This window comes from Xanthomonas dyei, assembly GCF_002939865.1.
In the GTDB taxonomy this organism is placed as follows: Bacteria; Pseudomonadota; Gammaproteobacteria; order Xanthomonadales; family Xanthomonadaceae; genus Xanthomonas; species Xanthomonas dyei.
In genome coordinates, this window is the sequence record NZ_MDEE01000061.1 from 1 (window position 1) to 16,341 (window position 16,341).

Sequence of the window (16,341 nt, forward strand, 5' to 3'; positions counted from 1 at the left end):
CAGCGGTCAACGTGGTCTTGCCATGGTCAACGTGACCGATGGTGCCGACATTGACGTGCAGCTTGGTGCGCTCGAATTTAGCTTTTGCCATGACTTACTACCTCTAATTAGAAAATTTTTGAAGCGGCTGAGCGAACTCAGCCCTTCTTGGTAACGGCGTCGGCGATGTTGGCCGGCGCCTCTTCGTAATGGTCGAATTCCATCGAGAACGTCGCACGCCCCTGGCTCATCGAGCGCAGCGAGGTCGCGTAGCCGAACATTTCACCCAGCGGAATCATCGCATTGATGATCTTGCCCGACGGACTGTCGTCCTGGCCCTGCAACACGCCGCGACGGCGGCTCACGTCGCCCATCACGTCGCCCAGGTAATCCTCCGGGCTGACGATCTCGACCTTCATGATCGGCTCGAGCAACACCGGGCTGGCTTTCGCAAAGCCCTGCTTGAACGCCATCGATGCGGCCAGCTTGAACGCCATTTCCGAGGAGTCGACGTCGTGGTACGAGCCGAACACCAGTTTGACCTTCACGCCTACCACCGGGAAGCCTGCGATCGGACCACTGGTGATCGTTTCGCGCAGGCCCTTTTCGACCGAGGGGATGAATTCCTTCGGAATGATGCCGCCGGTGATGTCATTGATGAAGAGGAAATCGTCTTTGACGTTATCGCTCTTGCGATCTTCTTCGGTCATCGGCGACAGCTCGATCACGACGTGACCGTACTGACCCTTACCACCGGACTGCTTGGCGTGCTTGTAGTCGGACTTGACGTCGGTCTTGCGGATCGTTTCGCGATACGCAACCTGCGGCTTGCCGACATTGGCCTCGACATTGAACTCGCGACGCATGCGGTCGACGATGATGTCCAGGTGCAACTCGCCCATGCCGGAGATGATGGTCTGGCCGGATTCTTCATCGGTCTTGACGCGGAACGAGGGATCTTCCTGCGCCAGGCGACCCAGCGCCGTACCCATCTTTTCCTGGTCCGACTTGGTCTTGGGCTCCACCGCCATCGAGATCACCGGCTCCGGGAAAACCATGCGCTCCAGGGTGATGATCTTGTCCTGCGCACACAGCGTGTCGCCGGTGGTGACGTCCTTCAGACCCACGGCCGCGGCGATGTCACCAGCGCGCACTTCCTTGATCTCTTCGCGATTGTTGGAATGCATCTGCAGGATGCGGCCCACGCGCTCTTTCTTCGACTTGACCGGGTTATAGACCTGGTCGCCGGAATTCAGCGTGCCCGAGTAGACACGGAAGAACGTCAGCGAGCCCACGAACGGATCGGTCATGATCTTGAACGCCAACGCCGAGAACGGCGCGGTGTCGGTCGCAGGACGGCTGTCTTCCTTCTCGTCTTCGTCGATGCCGGCAACCGGCGGACGGTCGGCCGGCGACGGCAGCAGATGCACAACGCCGTCTAGCATTGCCTGCACACCCTTGTTCTTGAACGCCGAGCCGCAGAACACCGGCACGATCTCGACCTTCAGGGTGCGCTCGCGCAGACCCACCAGGATCTCTTCTTCGCTCAGGTCGCCTTCGTTGAGGTACTTGTCCATGAGTTCTTCGCTGGCTTCTGCAGCCGCTTCGACCATGAACGAACGCGCCTCGGTCGCAATCTCGACCAGGTCGGCCGGGATGTCGCCGTATTCGAAGGTGGTGCCCTGTGACGCGATATCCCAATGAATCGCCTTCATCTTCAACAGGTCGACCACGCCCTCGAAACCGTCTTCAGCGCCGATCGGCACCTGCATCGGCACGGCGTAGGCACCCAGACGGGCTCTCAGCTGTTCAACGACCTTGTCGAAGTTGGCACCGGTACGGTCCATCTTGTTGACGAAGGCCATGCGCGGCACGGAATACTTGTTGGCCTGGCGCCACACGGTCTCGGACTGCGGCTGCACGCCACCGACCGCACAAAGCACGAACACCGCACCGTCGAGCACGCGCAAGGAGCGCTCCACTTCGATGGTGAAGTCGACGTGCCCGGGGGTATCGATGATGTTCAGGCGATGCTGCGGCATGGACTTGTCCATGCCCGACCAGAACGCAGTGGTCGCAGCGGAGGTGATGGTGATACCACGCTCCTGCTCCTGCTCCATCCAGTCCATCACTGCAGCGCCGTCATGGACTTCGCCGATCTTGTGACTGACACCGGTGTAGAACAGGATGCGCTCGGAAGTGGTGGTCTTGCCGGCATCGATGTGGGCCATGATGCCGAAGTTGCGGTAACGCTCGATAGGGGTGGTGCGGGCCACGGGGAGCCTCTCAATTTCTTGGATTTCGGATGGCCGAACGCCGCCTTTCGGCGGCCTTCGGATTGAATGCGACGCGAGACGCGTCGCAAACAGCACTCATATGGTGCTGAAGGGCCCCGTTACCAAGGCCCCCGAGGTCACCAGCGGTAGTGTGCGAACGCCTTGTTCGCTTCCGCCATACGGTGAGTCTCTTCGCGCTTCTTGATCGCGCCGCCACGGCTTTCCGAGGCGTCCAACAGTTCTGCAGCCAGCTTGCGCGGCATGGTGTTCTCGCCACGCTTGCGCGCGGAATCGATCAACCAGCGCATTGCCAGCGCTGTACGACGTGAGGAGCGCACTTCGACGGGCACCTGATAGGTAGCACCACCGACGCGACGCGATTTAACTTCGACAGCCGGGGCCACGTTGTCCAGTGCTTTCTGCACCAGCTCGACGGCATTCGGATTCTTTTCGCCAATGACGTCCATCGCGCCATAGACAATTTTCTCAGCAACCGACTTCTTGCCACTTTGCATCACCATATTGATGAAGCGGGCAATGGTTTCGCTGCCATGCTTTGGATCAGGCAGGACGGTGCGCTGCGGAGTAGAACCTTTACGGGACATTGGAGTATTTCCTTAGCTCTTCGGGCGCTTGGCGCCGTACTTGGAACGACCTTGACGGCGCTTTGCGACGCCGGCGGCGTCCAGCGAACCACGGACGGTGTGATAACGCACACCGGGAAGATCCTTGACGCGGCCACCACGAATCAGGACCACGGAGTGCTCCTGTAGGTTGTGGCCTTCACCACCGATGTAGCTGATGACCTCTTCCTGATTGGTCAGGCGCACTTTGGCAACCTTACGCAGGGCCGAGTTCGGCTTCTTCGGGGTAGTGGTGTAGACGCGTGTGCAGACGCCGCGGCGCTGCGGACACTTGTCCAGTGCCGGGGAGGCACTCTTGTAGGTGGTCGCTTGCCGAGGCTTGCGGACCAGCTGATTGATCGTCGTCATCAGTTGATTCTTCTGATTAGAGAGGCCGAGACGGCCTTGCACGAAAACGAAGGCAGGCCGAAAAACGGCCCGCCGAGACAGGGAAGTATAGCTGGCAGGACGAAACTCCGTCAACTTCACGGAAACCCAACCCTGCTGGCCCATCCAAAGGCCGGAAAACGGAGGGCTTCCTGCCCTCCTCTGGCTTGGCTGACGGCGATCTTGCGAACGCCGTCGCAAGCGCTTACTCCTCGTCCGCCCCAGCGTCCGCCACAGCTGCGACCGGTTCGGCAACTGCGGGCTTGCCCGACAGCGTTTCCATTTCCGAGTCGGTCAGACCCGACGACTTACGACGGCCGGCGTGATACGCCAGACCGGTACCGGCCGGGATCAGGCGACCCACGATCACGTTTTCCTTCAGGCCGCGCAGGTTGTCGCGGGTACCGCGCACGGCAGCCTCGGTCAACACGCGCGTGGTCTCCTGGAACGAGGCCGCCGAGATGAACGACTCGGTGGCCAGCGAGGCCTTGGTGATACCCAGCAGCACCGGATCGTACTTGGCCGGCAGTTCGTTGCGCTTGACCAGGCGGACATTTTCCTCGATGACGCGCTGGCGCTCGACCTGCTCGCCATTGAGGAACTTGCTGGTGCCCTGGTCGGTGATCTCGACCTTGCGCAGCATCTGGCGAGTGATCACCTCGATGTGCTTGTCGTTGATCTTCACGCCCTGCAGGCGATACACGTCCTGGATTTCCTTGACCAGATACGCGGCCAGCGGCTCGACACCCAACAGACGCAGGATGTCCTGCGGGCTCGGCTCGCCGTCCACCACGGTCTCGCCCTTGGTCACATGCTCGCCTTCGAACACGATGATCTGGCGGTACTTCGGGATCAGCTCTTCGTGTTCCGACCCATCGGTGTCCTTGATGATCAGACGCTGCTTGCCCTTGGTGTCCTTACCGAAGCTGATGATGCCCGAGCGCTCGGCCAGGATCGCCGGATCCTTCGGCTTGCGTGCTTCGAACAAGTCGGCAACGCGCGGCAGACCACCGGTGATGTCGCGGGTCTTGGACGCTTCCTGCGGGATCTTGGCGACCACGTCGCCCACGCCGACAGCGGCGCCGTCCTGCAGGTTGACGATGGAGCGCGGGGGCAACAGGTACTGCGCCGGCAGATCCGTATTGGGGATCGTCAGGTCGTTGCCCTTGCCATCGACGATGCGCACGATCGGGCGCAGTTCCTTGGCATGCGCACCGCGACGCTTCGGGTCGGTGATTTCGCGCGAGGCCAGGCCAGTCAGTTCGTCGGTCTTCTCGATGACGGTGACGCCGTCGACGAAGTCGATGAAGCGAATGAAACCGGCCACTTCCGACACGATCGGGTGGTTATGCGGATCCCAGTTGGCCACGCCCTGCCCGGCCTTGACCGCATCGCCGTCTTTGGCGGTGATGGTGGCGCCGTACGGCAGCTTGTAACGCTCGCGCTCGCGGCCGTGGCCATCGAGCACGGACAGTTCGCCAGAACGCGAGACCGCAACCAGTGCGCCGCTGGCATGCGCCACCGACTTGAGGTTGTTGAACTTCACCGAACCGGTGGTCTTGACGGTGATGTTGTCCACCGCAGCCGCACGCGATGCCGCACCACCGATGTGGAACGTACGCATGGTCAGCTGGGTACCCGGCTCACCGATCGACTGGGCGGCGATGACACCGACCGCTTCACCGATGTTGACCTGGTGACCACGTGCAAGATCTCGACCATAGCAACGTGCGCACACGCCGAACGACGATTCGCAGCTGATGGTCGAACGCACCTTCACCGACTGCACGCTGGCGTCTTCCAGCTTGGCAACCCAGGCTTCGTCGAGCAGCGTATTGCGGGTGACGATCGGCTCTTCGTCGTTGCCCGGCAGGTAGACGTCCTCGGCCACGACACGGCCCAGCACGCGCTCCTTCAACGGCTCCACCACGTCGCCGCCTTCCACGATCGGGGTCATGATCAACCCTTCGGTGGTGCCGCAATCGACTTCGGTGATCACCACGTCCTGCGCGACGTCGACCAGACGACGGGTCAGGTAACCCGAGTTCGCGGTCTTCAACGCGGTATCGGCCAGACCCTTACGCGCACCGTGGGTGGAGTTGAAGTACTCCTGCACGTTCAAGCCTTCGCGGAAGTTGGCCTTGATGGGGGTCTCGATGATCGAGCCGTCCGGACGCGCCATCAGGCCGCGCATACCGGCCAGCTGACGGATCTGCGCCTGGCTACCACGCGCACCGGAGTCGGCCATGATGTAGAGCGAGTTCATCGACTTCTGGTCGATGGTTTCGCCCTTGGCATTTTCAACCTTCTCGGTACCGATGGTGTCCATCATCGCCTTGGCGATGCGCTCGCTGGTACGCGACCAGATGTCCACGACCTTGTTGTAACGCTCGCCGGCGGTGACCAGGCCCGACTGGTACTGCTCCTGGATTTCCAGGACTTCGGCTTCTGCCTCGGTGAGGATGCCCTTCTTCTCGTCGGGGATCAGCATGTCGTCGATGCCGATCGACACGCCTGCGCGGGTGGCGTAGGCATAACCGGTGTACATCAGCTTGTCGGCGAACACGACGGTGTCCTTCAAGCCCAGCAGACGGTAGCTGGAGTTGATCAGACGCGAGATGTTCTTCTTGGTCATCTCGGTGTTGGCCAGCTGGAACGGCAGACCTTCCGGCAGGATTTCGCTCAGCAACGCACGACCGACCGTGGTGTCCACGATCGAGGTGCCGCTGGTGCGCTTGCCGTCGACGGCGTCGACGTCCACCTGGGTGATGCGAACCTTGACCTTGGCGTGCAGTTCCACCACGCGGTTGTCGTAGGCGCGCTTCACTTCGCTGGTGTTCGCAAACACCATGCCCTCGCCCTTCTTGTTCTCCAGGGCGCGGCTCATGTAGTAAAGGCCCAACACCACGTCCTGCGACGGCACGATGATCGGCTCGCCGTTGGCCGGCGACAGGATGTTGTTGGTGGACATCATCAGCGCACGCGCTTCCAGCTGGGCTTCCAGCGAAAGCGGCACGTGGACGGCCATCTGGTCACCGTCGAAGTCGGCGTTGAAGGCGGTACATACCAGCGGATGCAGCTGGATGGCCTTGCCTTCGATCAACACCGGCTCGAACGCCTGGATGCCCAGACGGTGCAGGGTCGGCGCACGGTTCAGCAGCACCGGATGCTCGCGAATGACTTCTTCGAGGATGTCCCACACCTCCGCCTCTTCGCGCTCGACGAGCTTCTTGGCGGCCTTGATGGTGGTGGCCAGGCCACGACGCTGCAGCTTGGCGAACACGAACGGCTTGAACAGCTCGAGCGCCATCTTCTTCGGCAGGCCGCACTGGTGCAGCTTGAGGTACGGACCGACGGTGATGACCGAACGACCGGAGTAATCCACGCGCTTGCCGAGCAGGTTCTGACGGAACCGGCCCTGCTTGCCCTTGATCATGTCGGCCAGCGACTTCAGCGGACGCTTGTTGGTGCCGGTGATGGCACGGCCGCGACGGCCGTTGTCCAGCAGCGCATCGACCGATTCCTGCAGCATGCGCTTTTCGTTGCGCACGATGATGTCCGGAGCGTTGAGCTCCAACAGGCGACGCAGACGGTTGTTGCGGTTGATCACGCGGCGGTACAGATCGTTCAGATCCGAGGTCGCGAAGCGGCCGCCATCCAGCGGCACCAGCGGACGCAGGTCCGGCGGCAGCACGGGAAGCACGGTCATGACCATCCACTCCGGACGGTTGCCCGATTCCAGGAAGGCTTCGATCAACTTGATGCGCTTGGTCAGACGCTTGAGCTTGGTTTCCGAACCGGTGCTGGCGATTTCTTCGCGCAGACGGGTCATTTCCGACTGCAGGTCGATCGTGCGCAGCAGCTCGTACACGGCCTCGGCGCCCATGGCGGCGTCGAAGTCGTCGTTGTACTCCTGGCGTGCGGTCAGATACTGCTCTTCGGTCAGCAGCTGGCGGCGCTCGAGCGGGGTCAGGCCCGGCTCGGTGACCACGTAGGCTTCGAAGTACAGCACGCGCTCGATGTCGCGCAGGGTCATGTCCAGCATCAAACCGATACGCGAGGGCAGCGACTTGAGGAACCAGATATGCGCGACCGGCGAGGCCAGGTCGATGTGACCCATGCGCTCGCGACGCACCTTGGCCAGGGTGACTTCGGTGCCGCACTTTTCGCAGACCACGCCACGGTGCTTCATGCGCTTGTACTTGCCGCACAGGCACTCGTAATCCTTGATCGGGCCAAAGATCGCGGCGCAGAACAGGCCGTCACGCTCCGGCTTGAAGGTGCGGTAGTTGATGGTTTCGGGCTTCTTCACTTCGCCGTAGGACCACGAACGGATCAGGTCAGGCGATGCCAGCGCGATCTTGATCGCGTCGAAATCCAGCGTCTGGCGCTGTTGATTGAAGAGGTTGAGCAGGTCTTTCATTGGATATCTCCGGGTCGGAGGAATTTCGTATCTGAGATGAAACCGAGGGCATTACGTTCCGGATCCAGGCACCGCATGACGGCGCCTGGATCCAGCTCGATCACTCTTCCAGTTCCATGTTGATCGCCAGCGAGCGGATTTCCTTCACCAACACGTTGAAGGACTCCGGCATGCCCGCGACCATCTCGTGCTCACCATCGACGATGTTCTTGTACATCTGGTTGCGGCCCTGCACGTCGTCGGACTTCACCGTCAGCATTTCCTGCAGGGTGTAGGCCGCGCCGTAGGCTTCCAGCGCCCAGACTTCCATTTCGCCGAAGCGCTGACCACCGAACTGCGCCTTGCCGCCCAGCGGCTGCTGGGTCACGAGCGAGTACGGGCCGGTCGAACGGGCATGCATCTTGTCGTCGACCAAGTGGTTCAACTTCAGGTAATGCATGTAACCGACCGTGGTCTTGCGATCGAACGCTTCGCCGGTGCGACCGTCGTACAGCTGGGTCTGACCGCTCTGCGGCAGTTCGGCCAGTTCCAGCATGCGCTTGATTTCCGCTTCGCTGGCACCGTCGAACACCGGGGTGGCCATCGGCACGCCGTCGATCAGGTTCTTGCCCAGGTTGAGCAGTTCCTCATCGCTGAACTGCGACAGATCCACACGCTGCGCATTGATCGCGCTGTCGTGGTTGTAGATGTCGTCCAGGAACTTGCGCAGCTCGCTGACCGCGGCCTGTGCTTCCAGCATGCGCTGGATCTTGCGACCCAAGCCCTTGGCGGCCCAGCCCAGATGCACTTCCAGAATCTGGCCGATGTTCATACGCGACGGCACGCCGAGCGGGTTCAGCACGATGTCCACCGGCTCGCCGGTCGCCATGTACGGCATGTCTTCGACAGGCACGACGTTGGAGACCACACCCTTGTTGCCGTGGCGGCCTGCCATCTTGTCGCCCGGCTGGATGCGACGCTTCACCGCCAGGAACACCTTGACCATCTTCAGCACGCCCGGTGCGAGGTCGTCGCCCTGGGTGATCTTGCCGCGCTTGTCGGCAAAGCGTGCTTCGAATTCCTTCTCGTGCGCCTGGATCTGTTTCTGCGCGCGTTCGATGGCGTCGGCAGCGTCTTCGTCCTTCATGCGCAGCTGGAACCAATCGGACTTCTTCAGTCCGTCCAGATACGCGTCGGTGACGTTGTCGCCCTTCTTCAGATTCGGACCGCCATTGGCGACCTTGCCCACGATCTGCGAGCGCAGACGTGCGTAGATGGCCGCTTCCAGAATGCGAAACTGGTCGTCGAAGTCCTTCTTGACGCGCTTGATCTCGGATTCTTCGATCTGGCGCGCACGCTTGTCCTTCTCGATGCCGTCGCGGGTGAAGACCTGCACGTCGATGACGGTGCCGTCCATGCCCGGGGGCACGCGCAGCGAGCTGTCCTTCACGTCGGACGCCTTCTCACCGAAGATCGCACGCAGCAGCTTTTCTTCCGGGGTCAACTGGCTTTCGCCCTTCGGCGTGACCTTGCCGACCATGATGTCGCCGGCGCGCACTTCCGCACCGATGTACACCACGCCGCTTTCGTCCAGACGGTTCAAGGCCTGCTCGGACACGTTCGGGATGTCGGCGGAAATTTCCTCCGGCCCCAGCTTGGTGTCGCGTGCAACGCAGGTCAGCTCTTCGATGTGGATCGTGGTGTAACGATCCTCTTCCACCACGCGCTCGGAGAGCAGGATGGAGTCTTCGAAGTTGTAGCCGTTCCACGGCATAAAGGCGATCAGCATGTTCTGACCCAGCGCCAGCTCACCGATGTCGGTGGACGGGCCGTCGGCCAGCACGTCGCCGCGCGCGATCACGTCGCCTACATTCACCAGCGGACGCTGGTTGATGCAGGTGTTCTGGTTGGAGCGGGTGTACTTGATCAGGTTGTAGATATCCACGCCGGCATCGGTGCCGCCGCCAATTTCTGCCTCGTTGACCTTGACCACGATGCGGGCCGCATCGATCTGCTCGATCACGCCACCACGCAGCGCGTTGACGGTCACGCCCGAGTCGCGCGCAACCGCACGCTCGATGCCGGTACCGACCAGCGGCTTCTGCGAACGCAACGTCGGCACGGCCTGGCGCTGCATGTTGGCGCCCATCAGTGCGCGGTTGGCGTCATCGTGTTCCAGGAAAGGCACCAGCGCCGCTGCGACCGACACGGTCTGCATCGGCGACACGTCCATGAAGTGGACTTCTGCCGGCGGCTTGAGCAGCGACTCGCCCTGGAACCGGCACGGCACGAACTGCTCGGTGAGCATGTTCTTGACGTCGGTCAGCGCGTTCGCCTGGGCGATCACGTACTCGTTTTCTTCGATCGCCGACAGGTATTCGACGTCGTCGGAGACCTTGCCGTCCAGCACCTTCCGGTACGGCGTCTCGAGGAAGCCGTACTGGTTGGTGCGGGCGAACACCGCCAGCGAGTTGATCAGGCCGATGTTCGGGCCTTCCGGCGTTTCGATGGTGCAGACGCGGCCGTAATGGGTCGGATGCACGTCGCGCACTTCGAAGCCTGCACGCTCGCGGGTCAGACCGCCCGGGCCCAGTGCGGACACGCGACGCTTGTGCGTCACTTCCGACAGCGGGTTGTTCTGGTCCATGAACTGCGACAGCTGCGAGGAACCGAAGAATTCCTTGATCGCGGCGGCCACCGGCTTGGCGTTGATCAGTTCCTGCGGGGTCAGACCTTCCGACTCCGCCATCGACAGACGCTCCTTGACCGCGCGCTCGACGCGGACCAGGCCCACGCGGAACACGTTCTCGGCCATTTCGCCGACCGAACGCACGCGACGGTTGCCCAGGTGATCGATGTCATCGACCACGCCGCGACCGTTGCGGATTTCGGTGAGCACCTTGATCACTTCCAGGATGTCGGAGGTGTCGGTGTGCTCGGCGACCAGACGCTTGGATTCTTCGTCGTTACGCTCGGCAAAGTACTTCTTGTCGTACAGCACCGACTCGCCCAGCACTTCCTTGCGGCCGACGCGACGGTTGAACTTCATGCGGCCGACCGTGGACAGGTCGTAGCGTTCGAAGGTGAAGAACAGGTTGTGGAACAGGTTCTGCGCGGCTTCCTTGGTCGGCGGCTCGCCCGGACGCATCATGCGGTAGATTTCGACCAGCGCTTCGAGCTGCGTCTTGGTCGGATCGATGCGCAAGGTGTTGGACAGGTACGGACCGCGATCAAGATCGTTCACCCACAGGGTGCCGACCGCGTCGACGCCGGCCTTGCGGAAGGCAGCCAACTGGTCTTCGCTGATCTCGTCGTTGGCATTGGCCAGCAGTTCGCCGGTCGAACCATCGACCACGTCGTGCGACAGGATGCGGCCGACCAGGTAGTCGTCCGGCACGGCCAGCGCAGCAACGCCGGCGGCTTCCAGCTGCTTGACGTGACGGGCGGTGATGCGCTTGCCCGCTTCCACGATGACCTTGTCGCCATCGGCCAGGTCGAAGTTCAGCGTTTCACCACGCAGACGCTCCGGCACCAGCTCCAGCTGCACGCCTTCGTCCGGATTGATATGGAACGTGTTGATCTCGAAGAACTCGGCCAACATCTCTTCGTTGTTGTAGCCAAGCGCGCGCAACAGGATCGACACCGGCAGCTTGCGGCGACGGTCGATACGGGTGAACAGCGCATCCTTCGGGTCGAACTCGAAGTCCAGCCAGGAACCGCGGTACGGAATGATGCGGGCGCTGTACAGCAGCTTGCCCGAGCTGTGCGTCTTGCCACGGTCGTGGTCGAAGAACACGCCCGGCGAGCGGTGCAGCTGCGACACGATCACGCGCTCGGTGCCGTTGACGATGAAGGTACCGTTGCCGGTCATCAGCGGGATTTCGCCGAGATAGACCTCCTGCTCCTTCACGTACTTGATGGCCTTGGTCGACGACTCGCGGTCGTAGATCACCAGACGCACGGTCACGCGCAGCGGCGCGCCATAGCTCATGCCGCGCTGACGGCATTCGCGCTCGTCAAACACCGGCTGACCCAGCTTGTAGCCCACGTACTCGAGCGCAGCATTGCCGCTGTAGCTGGAGATCGGGAACACCGACTTCAGAGCAGCATGCAGACCGAGGTCCTTGCGCTTGGTCGGCTCCACATCTTCCTGCAGGAATTCGCGATAGGAATCCACCTGGATGGCAAGCAGAAACGGCACTTCGAGAATCGAGCGCTGCTTACCGAAATCCTTGCGGATACGCTTTTTTTCGGTGAACGAATAAGACGTCATGAGGTCTTCACCCTAGGCTGCGGGGGCCGCGTCGCGGCGGCCCTGAAATAACAAAATTGTCAGTTGGAAGTCGCTGGTATTGCCGGCACCAGCACGCCTTCTCCTGCTACTTCCAACTACCAACTCGGTGAGGCCGGGAATCGGGAGTGGAGATGTGGGATTCGGAAAAGCGCAACCTTGCAGTTGCAGATCTCGAACTCCCATTCCCGACTCACGTCCGAAACGGCCAAAGGCCGGGGGCTTTGGGCCCCCAGCCTTCAGTGCATCACCGTAAAACGCTGGCGATGCAAGATGCTGCTTACTTGACTTCGACGGTCGCGCCGGCTTCGGTCAGTTCCTTCTTGATCTTCTCGGCTTCGTCCTTGGACGCGCCTTCCTTCAGGATGCCACCGGCTTCGGTCAGATCCTTGGCTTCCTTCAGACCCAGGCCGGTCACGGCACGCACGGCCTTAATGACGCCGACCTTGTTGGCGCCGCAGTTGACCAGCACCACGTTGAACTCGGTCTGTTCTTCGACCACAGCGGCCGGGCCAGAAGTAACTGCCGCAACAGGAGCGGCGGCGGAGACGCCGAACTTCTCTTCGATGGCCTTGACCAGCTCCATCACTTCCATCAGGGACTTCTCGGCGATGGCGTCGACGATCTGTTCGTTGGTAAGGGACATTGTGATTACCTTTTAGAAATTGATTCTGGAATGGTTTCTAGCAGACGCTAGGACATCAAGCTTCGGCAGTCTCGGCGACCGGCGCGGCGGCTTCGTCGCCACCACCCTGCTTGTCGCCAACGGCCTTGACGGCACGGGCGAACATGGCAGCCGGTTCGGACAGCACGCGGGCCAGCATGGCCAGAGCCTGGTCACGAGTCGGCAGCGAAGCCAACACGTCGACGTGGCTCGCCGGGAACAGTTCCCCGCCGATTGCCACAACCTTGGCCTGCAGCTTGTCGTTGCTCTTGGCGAATTCCTTGATCAGGCGACCGGCAGCGCCGGGCTCCTCCATCGAAAACGCATACACCAAAGGACCGACCAGCTTGTCAGACGCGACAGCAAATTCGGTACCTTCGACGGCACGCACGGCCAGGGTGTTCTTGACAACTTTCAAGAACACACCGGTTTCGCGGGCCTGCTTGCGCATCGCGGTCATCTGGGAGACCGTGGTGCCAGCGTATTCGGCGGCGATCAGGGAGTGGGCCTTGGCGGCGATGTCTGCCAGCTCGGCGACTACTTCTTGCTTCTGGGACAGATTGAGAGCCATTGCACTCCTCCGTTAAAGCTGAGATGTGAGATGAGCAGTTCGGGATTCGCCGAAAGCCATGCAGCAGCTCCTGCCAATCCCCAACGCCGAATCTCCAATCCCGGCTTCAAACTACTCCGCTCGCGGCTCCTGCCGGTTGCGGTCCAGGGCAGCTTCCGTCCTGGAAGCCGGGAACATCGACCGATGTTCCTTTGGTGGCCGTTCTAGACCTGGAGTGGACTCGATCCGGGATGTCCCAGACGCGCGTAAACCAGAAAACTCCAGAAGGGCGACACCATCTACGCCGGCCAGTTCGAAACGAACCAATTAAGCGATCCCGCTGCATCGACGGCGACTCCATGCCAGTGCGAGCATCCCTGCCCGTCGTCGATCTGCGCTGACCGCGCCTGCGGTCTTTGACGGCTACCGCCGGACACGCCGGCGATCGCCTTCAAAATGTCCGTTACCCCAAAGGAGGGAACGGACTCCCAGCACACGGTTACCCGGGCCGGAAAAACAATGCAGTACTGCACAAACACGTCAGGCGCATGACGCCCGACGCATTCGATTACTTCAGCGACAGGCTCGACTGATCAACCGTCACGCCCGGGCCCATCGTCGAGCTGACCGATACCTTCTGCAGGTAGGTGCCCTTCGAGGTGGCCGGCTTGGCCTTGACCAGATCCAGCAGCAGCGCCTGCAGGTTCGACTTCAGCGCTTCGTCGTCGAAGCTGGCCTTGCCGATGGTGCAGTGGATGATGCCGGCCTTGTCGGTGCGGTAACGCACCTGGCCCGACTTGGCGTTCTTGACCGCTTCGCCCGGATTCGCCGACACGGTGCCGACCTTCGGGTTCGGCATCAGGCCGCGCGGACCCAGCAGGGTGCCGAGCTTACCGACAACGCGCATGGCGTCCGGAGTCGCGATGACTACGTCGTAGCTCAGATCGCCGGCCTGCATCTTCTCGGCCAGGTCGTCCATGCCCACCGCTTCGGCGCCTGCAGCCAGGGCTTCGTCAGCCTTGGCGCCCGCCGGCGCAAACACTGCAACGCGCACGCTCTTGCCGGTACCGGCCGGCAGCACGGTCGAACCGCGCACCTGCTGGTCGGACTTCTTGGCGTCAACGCCCAGGCGCACGGCAACGTCGATGGATTCGACGAACTTGGCCTTGGTGGCAGTCTTCAGGATCTTGATTGCGTCTTCGAAGGCATAGTTCTTGCCCGGGACGACAGCGGCCGCAATGGCCTTAACGCGCTTATTCTGTGCCATGTCTTAGCCCTCCACCGTCAAACCCATGCTGCGGGCAGTACCCGCAATCGTGCGAACTGCCGCTTCGAGCTCGGCTGCCGTCAGATCGGCTTCCTTGGTCTTGGCGATCTCTTCCAGCTGCTTGCGCGTCACCTTGCCAACCTTGTCGGTATTGGGACGCTTCGAACCGGAAGTAACACCTGCCACCTTCTTGAGCAACACGCTGGCGGGCGTGCTCTTGGTGACGAAGGTGAAGGTACGGTCGGAATACGCGGTGATGATCACTGGCGTCGGCAGACCCGGCTCCAGCTTGGAAGTCGCAGCGTTGAACGCTTTGCAGAATTCCATGATATTCAGACCGCGCTGACCCAGTGCAGGGCCGACCGGCGGTGCAGGATTGGCCTGACCGGCCTTAACCTGCAACTTGATGAAGGAAGTGATCTTCTTAGCCATTTCGATACTCTCCGGGTGCTAACGCCTGACAACAGGCTCCCCATCGGACCGGGAGAATCACGCGTCCCGGCGTCGCGCTGTGTACCACACGCAGATGGCTGCCATGCGGCAGCCATTATTTCCCGGCGGCCGCCAGGTCAGCGAGCCGCGCACTATAGCAGCATTTAAAGCAGGCGCCTAGCAGGCGCCCGCCCAGGTCAGCCCTTCTCGACCTGACCGAACTCGAGCTCGACCGGCGTGGAGCGGCCAAAGATGAGCACGGCGACACGCAACCGGCTCTTCTCGTAGTTGACTTCTTCGACAACGCCATTGAAGTCGTTGAACGGACCATCGGTGACACGCACCATCTGACCCGGCTCGAATAGCACCTTCGGACGCGGCTTTTCGACGCCATCCTGAACACGCTGCAGGATCGCATCGGCTTCTTCGTCGCGAATCGGCAATGGACGATCAGCCGTACCGCCGATGAAACCCATCACCTTGGAAGTCTCCTTCACCAAGTGCCAGCTTTCATTATCGATGCGTGGAATACCGGCTTCTTCGTGGGTCTCGATCTGCACCAGCACATAGCCGGGGAAGAACTTGCGCTCGGACCGACGCTTCTGGCCGGCGCGCATTTCGATGACTTCCTCGGTCGGCACCAGCACGTCACCGAAACGATCCTCCATCTCGGTGCGAACGATGCGATCGCGCAATGCCTGCGCAACCGATTTCTCAAAGCCTGAATAGGCGTGAACGACGTACCAACGCTTCACTGCTTGATTCTCCTCAACGAGCCAGGAACCACTGCGTGAGCTTCTGGATGACGAAGTCGAAGCCGCCCAACAGCAAACTCAGAATGATCACAACAACAATGACGACCCAGGTGGTGCGAATGGCTTCCTGACGCGTCGGCCAGACCACCTTACGCAACTCAAACCTGGATTCGGACATGAATTCGCGGGTTTCCCGACCTTTGCCGGTTCCCAGAAAGACAAATGCACCTGCCACCAACCCGACGATGACAGCCAGCGCACGCAACTGCGGCGCCCAGGCTCCCAACTGCGCGGCCCGCTCCGGCGCAGAAAACCAGAACCACACAAATAACCCCGCAACCACCAGGATCGCAGAGACAACGTATTTCACGATATCAGCGCTTGCAGCAGACGCGCTTTTGGAAGGCTCGATTTTGCTATTCATCCGGCTCTAGTTACCGATCTGACCCGAATCGCTGGGCCGGAAAGAGGAGTGGCACGCCAGGAGGGACTCGAACCCCCAACCTGCGGTTTTGGAGACCGCTGCTCTGCCAATTGAGCTACTGGCGTATGTACTCGTTTACCTCAAACCCTAAGACAACGAAGGCGGACCGCGGTTCAGCCGGCCCGCCATTCGCGCAAATTCGGCGACCGAGGCCGCCGAACTGCAGGCATTGCTTACTTGATGACCTTGGCAACCACGCCGGCGCCGACGGTGCGGCCACCTTCGCGGATT

The 16,341-nt window shown here is 61.4% G+C and carries 12 protein-coding genes and 1 tRNA gene; all 13 read right to left on the bottom strand.

What is annotated here, in order from left to right; all coding sequences use genetic code 11:
• A partial coding sequence (locus tag XdyCFBP7245_RS23920) for a GTP-binding protein (RefSeq protein ID WP_146091651.1) occupies positions 1-91 on the bottom strand: 91 nt, incomplete at its 3' end.
• A 46-nt stretch (positions 92-137) separates the two neighbouring features.
• The gene (fusA, locus tag XdyCFBP7245_RS21935) at positions 138-2,255 is read right to left on the bottom strand and encodes an elongation factor G (protein WP_104617496.1); all 2,118 of its coding nucleotides are present in this window, start codon (positions 2,253-2,255) and stop codon (positions 138-140) included.
• A 137-nt stretch (positions 2,256-2,392) separates the two neighbouring features.
• Positions 2,393-2,860, bottom strand: a complete 468-nt coding sequence (gene rpsG / locus XdyCFBP7245_RS21940) for a 30S ribosomal protein S7 (protein WP_006450629.1) — start codon at positions 2,858-2,860, stop codon at positions 2,393-2,395.
• A 12-nt stretch (positions 2,861-2,872) separates the two neighbouring features.
• Positions 2,873-3,247, bottom strand: coding sequence for a 30S ribosomal protein S12 (rpsL, locus tag XdyCFBP7245_RS21945; protein ID WP_002811712.1), 375 nt, complete (start codon positions 3,245-3,247; stop codon positions 2,873-2,875).
• A 223-nt stretch (positions 3,248-3,470) separates the two neighbouring features.
• The gene (gene rpoC, locus XdyCFBP7245_RS21950) at positions 3,471-7,688 is read right to left on the bottom strand and encodes a DNA-directed RNA polymerase subunit beta' (protein ID WP_104617497.1); all 4,218 of its coding nucleotides are present in this window, start codon (positions 7,686-7,688) and stop codon (positions 3,471-3,473) included.
• Positions 7,689-7,788: 100 nt separating this feature from the next.
• Positions 7,789-11,940, bottom strand: coding sequence for a DNA-directed RNA polymerase subunit beta (gene rpoB, locus XdyCFBP7245_RS21955; RefSeq protein WP_104617498.1), 4,152 nt, complete (start codon positions 11,938-11,940; stop codon positions 7,789-7,791).
• 298 nt (positions 11,941-12,238) lie between these two features.
• Complete coding sequence (gene rplL / locus XdyCFBP7245_RS21960) at positions 12,239-12,604, bottom strand: 50S ribosomal protein L7/L12 (RefSeq protein ID WP_104617499.1); 366 nt, start codon at positions 12,602-12,604, stop codon at positions 12,239-12,241.
• A gap of 55 nt (positions 12,605-12,659) precedes the next feature.
• Entirely contained in the window at positions 12,660-13,193 is a 534-nt protein-coding gene (rplJ, locus tag XdyCFBP7245_RS21965; protein WP_005993339.1) for a 50S ribosomal protein L10, read from the bottom strand.
• A gap of 547 nt (positions 13,194-13,740) precedes the next feature.
• Positions 13,741-14,439 (bottom strand): 50S ribosomal protein L1, encoded by a 699-nt coding sequence (gene rplA / locus XdyCFBP7245_RS21970; protein WP_104617500.1) that lies wholly within the window; start codon positions 14,437-14,439, stop codon positions 13,741-13,743.
• Between the two features lie 3 nt (positions 14,440-14,442).
• Entirely contained in the window at positions 14,443-14,871 is a 429-nt protein-coding gene (gene rplK, locus XdyCFBP7245_RS21975) for a 50S ribosomal protein L11 (RefSeq protein ID WP_104617501.1), read from the bottom strand.
• Positions 14,872-15,068: 197 nt separating this feature from the next.
• Positions 15,069-15,626: a transcription termination/antitermination protein NusG gene (gene nusG / locus XdyCFBP7245_RS21980; RefSeq protein ID WP_005993332.1), complete on the bottom strand. Its 558-nt coding sequence runs from the start codon at positions 15,624-15,626 to the stop codon at positions 15,069-15,071.
• Positions 15,627-15,639: 13 nt separating this feature from the next.
• On the bottom strand, positions 15,640-16,050 hold the full coding sequence (gene secE, locus XdyCFBP7245_RS21985; protein WP_104617502.1) for a preprotein translocase subunit SecE: 411 nt from the start codon (positions 16,048-16,050) through the stop codon (positions 15,640-15,642).
• Between the two features lie 49 nt (positions 16,051-16,099).
• Positions 16,100-16,175, bottom strand: a tRNA-Trp gene (locus tag XdyCFBP7245_RS21990).
• Between the last annotated feature and the right edge of the window lie 166 nt (positions 16,176-16,341).

Excerpts from the sequence above, each read along its gene's own strand:
- secE (WP_104617502.1), bottom strand. The coding sequence starts at position 16,050 with ATGAATAGCAAAATCGAGCCTTCCAAAAGCGCGTCTGCTGCAAGCGCT.
- rplL (WP_104617499.1), bottom strand. The coding sequence starts at position 12,604 with ATGTCCCTTACCAACGAACAGATCGTCGACGCCATCGCCGAGAAGTCC.
- rplJ (WP_005993339.1), bottom strand. The coding sequence starts at position 13,193 with ATGGCTCTCAATCTGTCCCAGAAGCAAGAAGTAGTCGCCGAGCTGGCA.
- rpsG (WP_006450629.1), bottom strand. The coding sequence starts at position 2,860 with ATGTCCCGTAAAGGTTCTACTCCGCAGCGCACCGTCCTGCCTGATCCA.
- rpsL (WP_002811712.1), bottom strand. The coding sequence starts at position 3,247 with ATGACGACGATCAATCAGCTGGTCCGCAAGCCTCGGCAAGCGACCACC.
- rpoC (WP_104617497.1), bottom strand. The coding sequence starts at position 7,688 with ATGAAAGACCTGCTCAACCTCTTCAATCAACAGCGCCAGACGCTGGAT.
- rpoB (WP_104617498.1), bottom strand. The coding sequence starts at position 11,940 with ATGACGTCTTATTCGTTCACCGAAAAAAAGCGTATCCGCAAGGATTTC.
- rplK (WP_104617501.1), bottom strand. The coding sequence starts at position 14,871 with ATGGCTAAGAAGATCACTTCCTTCATCAAGTTGCAGGTTAAGGCCGGT.
- rplA (WP_104617500.1), bottom strand. The coding sequence starts at position 14,439 with ATGGCACAGAATAAGCGCGTTAAGGCCATTGCGGCCGCTGTCGTCCCG.